The organism is Pantoea sp. DY-15, from assembly GCF_019795935.1.
GTDB classification, from domain to species: domain Bacteria; phylum Pseudomonadota; class Gammaproteobacteria; order Enterobacterales; family Enterobacteriaceae; genus Pantoea; species Pantoea leporis.
Map to the genome: position 1 here is coordinate 1,174,567 of NZ_JAIMIF010000001.1, position 13,477 is coordinate 1,188,043.

12 protein-coding genes are annotated in these 13,477 nt (G+C 56.6%); 4 read left to right on the top strand and 8 right to left on the bottom strand.

What is annotated here, in order from left to right:
• Positions 1–22: 22 nt before the first annotated feature.
• On the bottom strand, positions 23–1,285 hold the full coding sequence (locus K5Y32_RS05645) for a phosphatase PAP2 family protein (protein ID WP_222182120.1): 1,263 nt from the start codon (positions 1,283–1,285) through the stop codon (positions 23–25).
• A 75-nt stretch (positions 1,286–1,360) separates the two neighbouring features.
• Positions 1,361–1,600 (bottom strand): hypothetical protein, encoded by a 240-nt coding sequence (locus K5Y32_RS05650; protein ID WP_101764365.1) that lies wholly within the window; start codon positions 1,598–1,600, stop codon positions 1,361–1,363.
• 250 nt (positions 1,601–1,850) lie between these two features.
• Here K5Y32_RS05650 and hpxO point away from each other — a divergent pair, with 250 nt between their 5' ends.
• Positions 1,851–3,008 carry an FAD-dependent urate hydroxylase HpxO gene (gene hpxO / locus K5Y32_RS05655; protein WP_222182122.1) on the top strand — a complete coding sequence of 386 codons (1,158 nt, stop codon included), beginning with the start codon at positions 1,851–1,853 and terminating at the stop codon, positions 3,006–3,008.
• Positions 3,009–3,032: 24 nt separating this feature from the next.
• On the opposite strand, the gene dcp is transcribed toward hpxO, so the two are convergent.
• The 5 genes from dcp to guaD all read right to left on the bottom strand — a co-directional run bounded on the left by dcp (position 3,033) and on the right by guaD (position 11,046).
• A complete protein-coding gene (dcp, locus tag K5Y32_RS05660; RefSeq protein ID WP_222182124.1) occupies positions 3,033–5,081 on the bottom strand; it encodes a peptidyl-dipeptidase Dcp in 2,049 nt (682 codons plus the stop codon).
• A gap of 72 nt (positions 5,082–5,153) precedes the next feature.
• Positions 5,154–5,936, bottom strand: a complete 783-nt coding sequence (gene xdhC, locus K5Y32_RS05665; protein ID WP_222182126.1) for a xanthine dehydrogenase accessory protein XdhC — start codon at positions 5,934–5,936, stop codon at positions 5,154–5,156.
• Complete coding sequence (gene xdhB, locus K5Y32_RS05670; RefSeq protein ID WP_222182127.1) at positions 5,923–8,289, bottom strand: xanthine dehydrogenase molybdopterin binding subunit; 2,367 nt, start codon at positions 8,287–8,289, stop codon at positions 5,923–5,925. The genes xdhC and xdhB overlap by 14 nt, the downstream gene beginning before the upstream one ends.
• Positions 8,279–9,721, bottom strand: coding sequence for a xanthine dehydrogenase small subunit (gene xdhA, locus K5Y32_RS05675; protein WP_222182129.1), 1,443 nt, complete (start codon positions 9,719–9,721; stop codon positions 8,279–8,281). The genes xdhB and xdhA overlap by 11 nt, the downstream gene beginning before the upstream one ends.
• Positions 9,718–11,046: a guanine deaminase gene (gene guaD / locus K5Y32_RS05680; RefSeq protein WP_222182131.1), complete on the bottom strand. Its 1,329-nt coding sequence runs from the start codon at positions 11,044–11,046 to the stop codon at positions 9,718–9,720. The genes xdhA and guaD overlap by 4 nt, the downstream gene beginning before the upstream one ends.
• A 384-nt stretch (positions 11,047–11,430) precedes the next feature.
• On the opposite strand from guaD, the gene ydfG reads away from it, so the two are divergent.
• A complete protein-coding gene (gene ydfG / locus K5Y32_RS05685; protein ID WP_222182133.1) occupies positions 11,431–12,177 on the top strand; it encodes a bifunctional NADP-dependent 3-hydroxy acid dehydrogenase/3-hydroxypropionate dehydrogenase YdfG in 747 nt (248 codons plus the stop codon).
• Positions 12,178–12,304: 127 nt separating this feature from the next.
• Here ydfG and K5Y32_RS05690 read toward each other — a convergent pair whose 3' ends face one another.
• Positions 12,305–12,634 carry a YnfA family protein gene (locus K5Y32_RS05690; RefSeq protein ID WP_192233901.1) on the bottom strand — a complete coding sequence of 110 codons (330 nt, stop codon included), beginning with the start codon at positions 12,632–12,634 and terminating at the stop codon, positions 12,305–12,307.
• 130 nt (positions 12,635–12,764) lie between these two features.
• Between K5Y32_RS05690 and K5Y32_RS05695 the strand changes: the two genes are divergently transcribed.
• Positions 12,765–13,100, top strand: a complete 336-nt coding sequence (locus tag K5Y32_RS05695) for a DUF1283 family protein (protein ID WP_222182135.1) — start codon at positions 12,765–12,767, stop codon at positions 13,098–13,100.
• Positions 13,101–13,152: 52 nt separating this feature from the next.
• Positions 13,153–13,449, top strand: a complete 297-nt coding sequence (locus tag K5Y32_RS05700; RefSeq protein ID WP_222182915.1) for a DUF1161 domain-containing protein — start codon at positions 13,153–13,155, stop codon at positions 13,447–13,449.
• The last annotated feature ends 28 nt before the right edge of the window (positions 13,450–13,477 follow it).

A 13,477-nucleotide genomic window follows, 5' to 3' on the forward strand; every position in this document is an offset into this window, starting at 1 on the left:
GCCATTCATGGCGACCTAAATATCAACGCGCCGGTTTCGCTAAAGCATACGCCGCCGTTAAATCCACACGTTGCCAGAATGACTGATCTGCATCATTGCCAGACAGCGGATAGCCGTTTGGCAGCGCGCTTTTCACCATCAGGCTACGAATCTGCGCATCAGACAGCTGCGGCAACGCGGTTTTTAGCAGGATCTCCGCGCCCTGCGGGACCTTGACAGGCGTATTCTGCACATTGGCTTTTGGCAGGTTGTAACTCATGGTGAAACGATAGAACTGCTTCATCGCCGGTGAGCGATACGGATCGTCATTGCCATTGCTGCGCGCACACTCTGCCAGCGACGTGCCACACTCTTTTTCCAGCGCGGCACGCAACTGATTACGCGCTTCCCTAAACAGTGCCTGATAGCGCGCATCGTTGAGATAATTCGCCACGTTGCGCTGCGCTACCATGCGCGAACCCATCACATCCAGCGGGTAATGCACGCCCAACACTAAACGCGAATAACCGTAGCGTGCGCCGCGCGTCACCAATGCTTCAAAACGTTCCGGCACCATTTCGGCCAGCAACAAAGCATCGGTATAACCGGTGTTGGTGTGACCACTCGGGAAAGAGCCGCCGTCGGCGATGTAACGCACGTTATCCTTCACCACCACATCGTCCGGTACCAGATGGATGCTGTTGCCTTCACGCAGGAACGGTCGCGGATAGTTAAAGTGCTTTTTCGCCGCGCTGGTGCTGACTTCACTGGCTTTAATCAGCGCGGCGGCTTTACCAATCTCACCTTTGTCGTAAGCGGCGAGGAAGGCTTTGCCAAGGCGCGGACCAAGCGCATCGGAGAGGAAATAGAGATAGCTGATGGCTTCTGCATCGGCCAGAGCCTGATGACGCACATTTAGCGTGGCGTTCAGATTGATGTGGGTAACGGTGGCTTGACTGGCATCAAGCACGCTGGCGGGCAACGTGCTAAAGCCTGAAAGCAGCGCAATTCCGGCCTGCTGGTTCTCTTTCATTTTGAAATCGTAGCCGCTGTTTTTCAGCCACTGCGTGTCTGCCTGTTTCGCGGTCTGTTTAGCTTTTTCCAGTTGCTCGCGCGTCAACGTGCTGCTGTCACCTTGCAGCGCCTGACGTTCAGCCTGTAGCGATTGCTGCTCGAGATCGCTATAAGCGGAGATGGAACCGGTAGAGGTTAAGCCTGCCAGCGCGGCCGCATCGGGCAGTGAAACCGCATGTGCCTGCTGTGCCAGCAGAATAACCGATGCAATCAGTGTGAAGCGGGTTTTCATTATTTTCCCCTGTTATCAGAATATTACCTTGCCGGGGAAACACGCTAGCACTCGGTTATGACAGATTTATTTCACTTAACGACACTGACTGGCACAGTTTTGTACGCAAATTTGTGCCAGCGAGCCGCAGCCGCCGTTATTGTCGTTTTTACACTGTGATTGCTGCACATAGCAGTTTTGCTGACAGGCTGAAACATCGCACTTCGCGGCAATCGGCGTTAGCTGCACCACCGGTGCTTTTCGCTCCGGCTGCCATTGCGGTTGTGCCAGCACGCTGGCGCTGAACAGCAAGGTAAAAGCCATTATCCATTTCATGATTGAGTCCTCGCAGAACGGGTGTAATGAGTATGGCTGCTGCGGGGCCAATTACCATGCTGAAACAATCGATTCACTCTTTCGCAGAAGTTGCTCTGCTGCAGTGCATGGGCGTGCGCCACTGTAGTGCAGAGCGGCAAGAGTAGATGCTGTTTCGTTGATGTAGAATCAATGAGTTAGTCGCCGTTCGGCCAATCTTTCAACTTGGTACAAAAGTTGCAGTCTCCAATGCATAGCAAAGGAGACGAATATGAAAGCGATTGTGATTGGCGCGGGCATTGGCGGTATGAGTGCTGCGATTGCGCTGGAGAAAGCGGGTTTTGACACCGCAGTGTTTGAAGCAGTTAAAGAGATGAAGCCGGTGGGTGCGGCGATCTCTATCTGGCCCAACGGCGTGAAATGCCTCAACGCGTTAGGCATGAAAGAACCGCTGCGCGCACTGGGCGGCAACATGGCGTTTATGGCCTACAACGATGCGCACAGCGGTAGCACTCTCACCCGCTTCAGCATGAAACCGCTGGTGCAGCAGGTGGGGGAATATCCCTATCCTGTGGCGCGCGCCGAATTGCAGGCGATGCTGATCGATACCTACGGACGTTCGCGCATTAGCTTTGGCAAACGCGTCACGCAGGTTGAGCAAACCGAGCATGGCGTCACCGCCTGGTTTGATGACGGTAGCCAGGCCGAAGGTGATTTTCTGATTGCCGCCGATGGTACGCACTCGGTGATCCGCCACTATGTGCTGGGTGAAAGCGTGGAACGTCGTTACGCCGGTTACGTCAACTGGAACGGCCTGGTGACGATTGATGAAGCGATTGCGCCCGCCGATCAATGGACCACTTTTGTCGGTGAAGGCAAACGCGTGTCGCTGATGCCGGTTAGCGATAACCGCTTCTACTTCTTCTTTGATGTTCCGCTGCCAAAAGGCTTGCCGGAAGATCGCGCAACGTTGAAAAACGATCTCAAAGGCTACTTCAGCGGCTGGGCCGAACCGGTGCAGCGTCTGATTGAACGCCTCAATCCGGAAACCACCAACCGGGTGGAAATCCACGACATCGAACCGTTTAGCCGTTTTGTTAAAGGTCGCGTGGCGTTGCTGGGCGATGCCGCACACAGCACCACGCCGGATATCGGGCAAGGCGGTTGTTCGGCGATGGAAGATGCGGTGGTGCTGGCGCAGACGCTGGCGTCACACTCTTTAGGGATTGAGGATGCGTTGTTGCGCTATGAAGCCCGACGCGTGGAGCGCACCAAAGATTTGGTGTTGAAAGCCCGTAAGCGCTGCGATGTGACCCACGCTAAAGACGCGGAAGTGACGGCGGCATGGTATGCAGATTTGAAAAACGAAACCGGCGAGCGCGTGCTGGCCGGCATGTGCGATACCATTGAAGGCGGTCCGCTGGGTTGAACCAGCTCGCCATCAATGGCGTTTCTACGACTCTAATCCACGATTTTTCAGCATAGGGCCGATCTCCGGCTCTTTGCCGCGCCACGCCAGCCACAGATGCTGCAAATCGGTGCTGTTACCGCGTGACAGAATATGTTCGCGGAACTGCTGACCGTTTTCGCGTGTTAATCCACCTCGTTCAACAAAGGCTTGATAGCCATCATCGGCGAGCATCTGCGTCCAGATATAGGCGTAATAACCGGCTGCATAGCCGCCGCCCCAGATATGGCGGAAATAGCTGGAGCGATAGCGAGGCGGAACCGTCGCCAGCGCAATGTTTTCGGCGGCCAGCGCCTGCAGCTCGAAGTGGCTAACGTCTTGCGGATTGTCGTGTGTGGTCAGTGAATGCCACTGCAGATCCAGCAGCGCGGCGGCCAGCAGCTCGGTCATGTCGTAACCTTTGTTGAACTTCGCGGCGCGCACCATCTTGTCACGCAGCTCAGCAGGCATCGCCTCGCCGGTTTTGTAGTGGCGCGCATAGTTGGCAAACACCGCTTCGTTGCTGGCCCAATGCTCATTAATCTGCGACGGGAACTCGACAAAGTCGCGCGGCGTGGCGGTGCCCGACAAGCTCGGATAACGTTGCGTGGCGAACAAGCCGTGCAGCGCATGACCAAACTCGTGGAACAGCGTGATCACTTCATCCCAGCTCAGCAGCGCCGGCTGGCCTGCCTGCGGCTTGGTGTAGTTGCACACGTTGTAGATCACCGGTTTGGTGCCGAGCAGCGTGGTTTGGTCGACGAAATTACTCATCCACGCGCCGCCGCTTTTGTTATCACGCTTAAAGAAATCGGTGTAGAACAGCGCCAGCGGCGTGTCGTCGACATCGAAAATCTCGTAAACGTTAACGTCCGGATGATAAACCGGCAGATCGTGGCGCTGGCTAAAGCGAATGCCAAACAGCTGGCTGGCCGACCAGAACACACCTTTTTCCAGCACGTTATTCAGCTCAAAGTACGGGCGGATTTGGCTCTCATCCAGCGCGTATTGGGCTTTACGCACCTGCTCGGCATAAAAACTCCAGTCCCAGGCGCGCAGCGGAAAACTGTGATGCGCGGCTTCAATGGCCTGCTGAATGTCGGCGGCTTCGCGTTCAGCGCGAGCCCGCGCGGCAGGGACAATATTGCGCATAAAGGCAAAAGCCGCCTCCGGCGTTTTCGCCATCTGATCCTGCATGCTCCATTCGGCATAGGTTTTGAAACCGAGCAAACTCGCCTGCTGCGCGCGCAGTTGCGCCATGCGTAACACGATGTCGCGCGTGTCGTTATCATCGCCCTGCTCGCTGCGTGTTAGCGCCTGCTGGAACAACGCTTCACGCGTGGCGCGCACTTCCAGCGCCTGCAGCGCCGGTTGCTGCGTGGTGTTTTGCAGCGCAATCAGCCATTCGCCGTGCAAGCCGCGCGCTTCGGCCGCCGCTTTGGCATGCGCCAACTCTTCCTCGCTTAATCCGGCCAGCGCCGCAACATTGCTCACCACGTAAGCACCGGCTTTGGTGGCCGCCAGCAACTTATTGCCGAAGCGGGTGCTAAGGCTCGCCAGCTCCTGATTGCAGGCACGTAGCTGAGTTTTATCTGCTTCGCTCAGGCTGGCACCGGCCAGCTGGAAATGCTGCCAGGTGACTTCCGCCAGACGCATCGCTTCGGCATCCGGACACTGCGAACCGCGATGCTGGTAAACGGTGTCGAGGCGAGCGAACAGCTGGCTGTTCAGGCAGATTTCATCATTGAGTGCGGTGAGCTGCGGGGTAATCAGTTCATCGATTTCCTGCAGGCGATCGCTGGTGTTGGCGGAAGTCATGGCACCAAACACCAGATTCACGCGCTTCAGCAACTGGCCGCTACGCTCCAGCGCCTCAAAGGTGTTGGCAAAGGTTGGCGCCTCAGGATTGCTGGCGATCGCCGCCACTTCGCGCCGTTTCTCTTTAATCCCCGCTTCCAGCGCCGGCAGAAAATCCTCTTCCTGAATCTGGTCAAATGGCGGGGTTTGATACGGCAAGGTGCTGGCGGTGAAAAACGGATTGGCTCGTGAATTCATTATCGCTCCTGATAATCAGCAACGCCGCACGGTGGCGGCGGGATGGTTCTATCCTGGCAGTTTCCTCGTCACTCAACAACTTATCGCCTGCTGCTGATAAACGCTGATGATTTCTGCCGCCACCGCGACGGCAATTTCCGCCGGTAACTTGCCCTTCACATCCGCCAAACCAATCGGGCAGCGCAAACGTGCGAGAGAATCTGCTGCAATGCCTTTGCCCTCTAAGCGATAGCGAAAGCGCTGGGCTTTAGTGGCAGAACCAATCACACCGGCATAGCGAAAATCGCCGCGGCGCAAGATCGCTTCGCTGAGCGCCAGATCGAGCGGATGATCGTGCGTCATCACAACAAAATAGCTGTCGGGCGCGGCTTCGTGCACGCAGTCAATCGGATCATCAACCTGGCGCACCGTCACGCCGGGCGGCACGGCGCGAAACTGCGCGGCGCGGCTATCAATCCAGGTAATGTGGCACGGCAAGGTGGCGAGCAGATTCACCAGCGCCTGGCCGACGTGGCCTGCGCCGTACACCTGGATTTCCGGCTGCTGTTGCATCAGCGGTTCAAACAGTAAAGTGGCGTGACCACCGCAGCATTGGCCGAGACGTGCAGCCAGCGCAAACTCTTCACTGCGCGGTTGAGTGCAGCGCTGCTGCAGCATCTCGCGCGCCTGCGCAATGCATTGATACTCAAGATGGCCGCCGCCAATGGTGAGAAAGGTGTCAGTGGCGCTGACCACCATTTTGCTGCCGCGATCGCGCGGCACGGAGCCCCGCTCGCTGAGCACAGTGATCAGTACGCAGCTTTCGCGTTTTTCCCGCAGGCTGTGCAATACGCTGATCCAGTCATGATAAATCATGGTCCGCTCCTGATAAGCGCTGAATCCCCCAGAATACTCGCTCCGGCGTGGCGGGCGCGTCCAGCTGCGGATGGCGACGATAGTTATCAACGCTGGCAACCGCATCCTGCAATGCGCACCACACGGCGATGCCCAACATGAACGGCGGTTCGCCGACGGCTTTGGAGTGGAACACCGTGTCCTGCGGGTTTTTGCGGTTCTCAACCAGCGTGACACGCAAGTCGCTCGGCACATCGCTGATCGCCGGAATTTTGTAGCTGGCCGGGCCATCGGTAAGCAATTTACCCTTGTCGTTCCACACCAGCTCTTCGCAGGTGAGCCAGCCCATACCCTGCACAAAACCGCCTTCAACCTGGCCGATGTCGATAGCCGGATTCAACGACGCGCCCACGTCATGCAAAATGTCGGCGCGCAGCAAACGGTATTCGCCGGTCAGCGTATCCACCAGCACTTCACAGCAGGCCGCGCCGTAGGAGAAGTAATAGAACGGTTTGCCGCGTCCGGCGGCGCGATCGTAATGGATGCCCGGCACTTTGTAGAAACCGGTGGCAGAAAGCGGCACCTGATTAAGCCACGCTTGCTGTGCAACCTGGGCGAAGGTGAAGTGTTTCTCGCCGACGCGCACGATACCGTTGCTGAAATGCACCGCGTCTGCCGCGCATTGATGTTGCTGACACAGCATCTCGGTTAAGCGATCGCGCAGGATTTGCGCCGCATTTTGCGCCGCTTTGCCGTTGAGATCGGCCCCGCTGGACGCTGCGGTTGGCGAGGTGTTGGGCACTTTGCCGGTATCGGTGGCGGTCACCTGAATCTGGCTGATATCAATCTGCAGCACTTCCGCCACAATCTGCGCCACTTTGGTGTTTAAGCCCTGGCCCATTTCGGTGCCGCCGTGATTGAGCTGCACCGTGCCATCGGTGTAAATCAAAATCAGCGCGCCGGCCTGATTGAGGAAGCTGGAGGTAAAAGAGATGCCGAATTTCACCGGCGTCAGCGCCAGTCCGCGTTTCATAAAACGGTTGCTGGCATTAAATGCGCTGATGTCACGACGGCGCGCGGCGTATTCGCTGCTGGTTTCCAATTGCTCCGTCATCTCATCCAGCAGATTGTCTTCCACCTGCTGGTGGTAATGGGTGATGTTGCGATCGGTTTTGCCGTAATAGTTACGTTTGCGCAGTTCGAGTGGATCTACTCCCACTTCGCGCGCGACGTGATCCATGATCTGCTCAATCGCCACCATGCCTTGCGGCCCGCCGAAGCCACGGTATGCGGTGTTCGAGGCGGTATGTGTGCGGCAGCGGTAGCCGGTAATCAGTGCATCGCCGAGGTAATACGCGTTATCGGCGTGGAACATCGCGCGATCGACAATCGATCCGCTGAGATCGAGCGAATAACCGCAGTTGCCGGCCAGATCGATCTTCACGCCGCAGAAGCGACCATTGTCATCGACGCCGATATCGTAGCGGACAAAAAACGGATGGCGTTTGCCGGTGATCTGCATATCGTCGCGGCGCGCCAGGCGCATTTTTACCGGTTTACGCAGCTGACGCGCGGCGATGGCACACAAACACGCCACGCCTGCCGCCTGCGTCTCTTTGCCGCCAAAGCCACCGCCCATGCGCCGCATATCAATGGTGACTTTGTTCATGGTGATGCCCATCACTTCCGCCACCAGCTTCTGCACTTCGGTGGGATTTTGCGTCGAGGAGAACACCTGCAAGCTGTCATCTTCGCCGGGGATCACCAGCGCCGTCTGGGTTTCCAGATAGAAATGTTCCTGACCGCCGATGTGAAATTCGCCCTGAATACGGCGTGACGCCCGCGCCAGCGCAGCGTCGGCATCACCGCGTTGGTGAATATGCGGCTGCTGCACAAAGAAACGCTGTTCCAGCGCTTCACGCACGTCGAGGACGGCCGGTAGCGCTTCGTACTCGACAATCGCCGCTGCGGCGCCGGCACGCGCCGCTTCCGGTGAATCAGCGGCGACGGCAATGACGATTTGACCGAAATATTCGATTGTGTCCTGCGCCAGCAGCGGATCGCCCGGTTCGAGCGGACCGACATCATTGAGCCCCGGCACATCGCGCCACGTCAGCACGCTGACCACGCCCGGCACCGCGTAACATGGCTGCACATCCAGTTTGGTGATGCGCGCATGCGCATGCTCGCTCAGACGCTGACAGAGATGCAGCAATCCCGGCAGATCCGGCTTGTCGTCGATATACAGCGCTTCACCTGAGATATGCTTATCGGCACTTTCATGTTTATTGCTGCGCCCGACGCCCGTTTGCATGTTGGTGGCAAATTGGGCTTTCAGCAGCGTTTCGTTCAGTTCCGGACGGTTATGAGACATAGCGCGATACCTCGGTAATGGTCAGCTCGCCAGACGCTTGTGCGTAGTAGCGGCGTAACAGATTGCGCGCCACCTGCAGGCGATAATCGGCGCTGGCGCGGAAGTCGCTGAGCGGCTGGAAATCCACACTCAGCGCGCTACAGGCTTTTTCGATGGTGCTGAGATTCAGCGGTTGGCCCAGCAGTTGTGCTTCAGCCGCCAGCGCGCGTTTCGGCGTGGCGGCCATACCCCCAAAGGCGAGCCGCGCTTCCACAATTACCCCTTCCGCGATGTGCAGATTGATGGCGGCGAAAACCGCGGAAATATCATCGTCCAGCCGTTTAGCCACTTTCCACGCCGCAAAGTTGGGTGACACCGTCACTTTGGCGATGGTGATGCTGCGAATGAATTCACCCGGCAGCAAGACCGTTTGGCGATATGCAGTAAAAAAATGGTCGAGCGGGACTTCTCGCCTCTTTTCACCCTGCTGCAAAACCAGACGCGCATTCAATGCCAGCAGCATCGGCGCGCAATCACCAATCGGCGATGCGTTACCAATATTGCCGCCAAGCGTGCCCTGATTACGAATTTGCAATGAGGCAAAACGCTCCAGCATGCTGCTAAACGCTGGAATGTGCTGTGCTAAAAACTGATAGCAATGCTGCAATGAGGCGGCAGCACCGAGATAAAGATGCGTTTCATCTTCGTGGCAGACCTTCAACTCATCAATCTGCTCCAGCGCGATCAGCAGCGGCAAGCGCTGATATTGCTGAGTGATTTGCAGCGTCAGATCGGTACCGCCAGCCACCAGACGGGCTTCAGGATATTGCTGATAGAGCTCGGCGAGTTGCGCTACTGTTTTCGGCAGATAGCAGCGGCTGCCCGCGGCTTCGATGATCTGTACTTCATCGTTGCTGAGCGCCTGTAAACGCTGTACTAGCGCGGGTGCATTGGCGCTGAAGGCATCTGCATCAGGTTGTTCACACGCCTGCTGCGCCGCATCCATGATCGGACGATAGCCGGTGCAACGACATAAATTACCCGCCAGCGCCTGTTCTGCCTGATGTCGATCCCAGCCAGCGCTGTTTTTCTGCAGAGTAAACAGCGACATCACGAAACCCGGCGTGCAGTAGCCGCATTGCGAGCCGTGGCAATCCACCATCGCTTGCTGCACGCTGTGCAGTTCGCGGCCCTGCTTGAGATCTTCCACGGTAATCAATTGCTTGCCTTGCAGGCTGCTGACCAGCGTCAAACAGCTGTTCACCGCCTGATACTGCATCTGCCCATCGACGACTTTACCGAGCGTGACGGTGCAGGCACCGCAGTCGCCAGACGCGCAGCCCTCTTTGGTGCCGCGACGCTGCTGCTGGCCGCGCAGGTAGTTAAGCACGGTGAGATTGGGATCAAGCTCGCGTTCGGTGATTAAACGATCGTTGAGTAAGAACTGGATCATGCGATTTGCTCCTCACTTTCGCGCTGCCAAACCGGCTTGCCGCTCACCCAGGTTTGCGCGATGTTGCGGTCGTCGCCAAGCGTCATCATCACAAACAGCCGCTCCCAGATGTCTTTGCTGTTGGCATTGCGCAGCTTCTGCAGCGGCGACACCGCCGCATCGAGTACCACGAAATCGGCCTCTTTGCCGGGGTTAAAATTGCCGATGACGTCATCCAGATCGAGCGCGTGCGCGCCGCCTAAGGTGGCGTGATAAAACGCTTCGCAGGCGCTGAGTTTGTATTGCTGTAGCTGGCCGACTTTGTAGGCTTCGCCCAGCGTTTGCAGCAGATTAAAGGTGGTGCCTGCGCCCACGTCGGTGCCAATGCCCATGCGCACGCCCTGCTGCCAGCAGCGTTTGATGTTGAATAAACCGCTGCCGAGGAACAGGTTTGAGGTCGGGCAGAAGGCAATCGATGAATCGGTGTCATGCAGGCATTGCCACTCTTGATCTTCCAGATGCAGGCAGTGCGCGAACACGCTGCGTTTGCCGGTAAGTTGGTGATGATGATAAACATCAAGATAGCCTGCGCGCTCCGGGAATAGCGCTTTTACCCAGGCGATCTCCTGCGGATTTTCACTTAGGTGCGTGTGCATCCAGACATCAGGAAACTCCTCGCGCAGCTGACGCACTTTATCCAGCAATTCCGGCGACGAGGTCGGTGCAAAGCGCGGCGTGAGCGCATAGCTCAGGCGACCGCGCTGATGCCAGCGCTCAATCAGTTCACGCGTGTGCTGATAACTCTCTTCCGGCGTTTCGGTCAGGTATTCAGGCGCGTTGCGATCCATCATCACTTTGCCAGCGATCAGTCGCATATCCAGCTGCTGCGCGGCGCTGAACAGCGAGTCGACCGACTGCTTATGCACGGTGCCGAACACCAGCGCGGTGGTGGTGCCGTTCGACAGCAGCTGGTGCAGGAAGAACGCCGACATTTTTGCCGCGTGATCGGGACAGTGATATTGGCTCTCCACCGGGAAAGTGTATTGGTTGAGCCACTCCAGTAGCTGTTCGCCAAAAGCGCCGATCATTTCGGTTTGCGGATAATGAATATGGGTATCGATAAAGCCGGGCACGATCAGTTTACCGCGCAGATCGGTGACGCGCGTGAGATCGACGCGCCCTTCCGCGATTTGCCAGCTTTCCAGGCTGACCACTTTGCCGTCACGCAGCGTTAATAAGCCATCTTCGAGATAGCGCGCGTTGGCAGCAATGTCGTCTGGCTGCGCGGCCAGAGCGGTGAAATCAAAGAAGCTTGCGCGCAGCAGCGTTTCAGGTGCGTAAGGCATAATGGTTCCTTGGTGCTTTTTTATGAGTGCAAGTAATTGCCTTAAAGATAGTTTGCAAAGCGCATGCCAATGCAAAGAACAAAAAATACTGTTTACTTTCAATATAATAGGTTGATTTGGTGGGTTTTTGTGTCAAGCTTGGTGAGCAAACGTATGCGCAACCGGTTGCCTGCTATCGCAAACGGTTGCTATTTAACATTGCGGCGAGTTTTACTGCGCATGGCGTGATAATCGCCTGTTGAGATGCGTCTTTGTGGTGCGCCATTGCACTCGTAATGTGCAGGAAAAATCCTGCAACACGCTGCTTTTGGTTTTCATGAGCATGGGTTCGAGGTTAATGCTAAGGTGTGGCTGATAACCTGAAATCGTATAAGGAACAGTGAGATGATTATTTTTGTTACTGGCGCAACTGCTGGTTTTGGTCAAAGTATCACCCGCCGCTTCATTGCTACAGGTCACAAAGTGATCGCCAGCGGACGTCGCGCTGAGCGCTTAAAAGAGTTGAAAGATGAGCTGGGCGACAATCTGTATACCGTTCAGCTGGACGTGCGTAATCGCGCTGCCATCGATGAAGCGATCGCCTCCCTGCCCGCTGATTGGCGCAATATTGATGTGCTGGTTAACAATGCTGGCCTGGCGTTGGGTGTGGAACCGGCGCACAAAGCCAATATCGAAGACTGGGAAAATATGATCGACACCAACAACAAAGGTTTGGTGTACATGACGCGTGCGGTGCTGCCTGCAATGGTTGAGCGCAACGTCGGTCATATCGTAAATATCGGTTCGATTGCCGGCAGCTGGCCCTATTTGGGTGGCAACGTGTATGGCGCGACCAAAGCGTTCGTGCGCCAGTTCAGCCTGAATCTGCGTACCGACCTGCACGGCACCGCGCTGCGCGTGACCGATATCGAGCCAGGTTTGGTGGGCGGTACCGAGTTCTCAAACGTGCGCTTCAAGGGCGATGACGATAAAGCGGGCCAGGTTTATGAAGGCACCACCGCGCTGACGGCGGAAGATGTCACCGAAGCGGTGTATTGGGTGACGACGCTGCCGAAGCACGTCAACATCAATACGCTGGAGATTATGCCGGTGACGCAAACCACCGCAGGACTAAAGGTGCATAAAGGTTAATCGCGGTTACACGCTGTTTGATCGAAATACCCGGGGCGACCATCCTATGAGGCGCTCCGGCGGCTTTTGCCGCGACGACCTCATGGGGATGTTTCCCCCTGATATCGCACGCCGGTGTGGCCGATGATTACGCGCGGCCCCAACCGGTCACGATAATCAACATGCCGCTCAAGGCGACCAGCGCGCCAACCCAATCCCACGTACTCAGTTTTACGCCATCCACCACGCGCAGCCAGATTAGCGCCGTCAGCACATATACGCCGCCATAGGCCGCATAAACGCGCCCGCTCGCGGCGGGATGCAACGTCAACAACCAGACAAACAGCGCCAGACTTGCCGCGGCCGGCACCAGCAGCCACGCCGTCATGCCCTTCTTCAACCATAGCCACGGCAGGAAACAGCCAACAATTTCCGCTATCGCAGTGATAAAAAACAGCAAGGCGGTTTTGACCAGCATAGAAAATCTCTCGCTAAGCTAAACAAAGCGCTCACCGCTGGTGAGCAAAGAAGCAGCGATGATATACTAGCGCCCATGGTTGTTACAGCCGCGATCCCGGCTGTGCTGGTGTTAACTGAAGGAAATGACGATGAAAAAACTGTTTTCCGCCCTGCTGGCTACCGTGGTGACGTCGAGCCTGTTAATGGCTGCGCCCATCGCTGCGGCCAAAACCGAACGCCTGATTATTGAAGATGGTAGCAGCGCCTCCAGTAATGAAGCCGCGCGCCAGAGCAAAGAGCAGTGGAACGATACCAAAAACCTGCGTAATAAGGTCAATACGCGCGTTGAGAAAGAGTTTGATAAAGCGGACAAAGCCTTTGATACCCGCGATTCCTGCGAAAAGAGCTACAACGTTAACGCCTATTGGGAACCGAATACGCTGCGCTGCCTCGACCGCCGCACCGGACGTCCAATTGCACCTTAATCGTTTATCACTGCTATAGTTTTGACAGGATTTCTGACCAAAGGAGTGAATGATGAAAAAACGTAATGCAGTTCTGCTGATGGCGATCTTGTCGCTGCCGGTATTGGCGCAGGCGTCTTGTGAAAGCGTCAAAGCGGACATCAGCAAAAAAATCATTAACAACGGCGTCGCCGAATCGGACTTCACGCTGGATATCGTGGCCAATGATCAAGCCGATCAGGTCGGCGGCCAGGTTGTGGGTCATTGTGAGAACGACACACAGAAAATCGTCTACAAGAAAAATGGCCGTGATGGTGACAGCACCGTGCCAGACAGCGCGGGCAGCTCTCAGGATACGCCAGCGCAGTAAACTTTCGGGCGGCTCTCTGGCCGCCCTG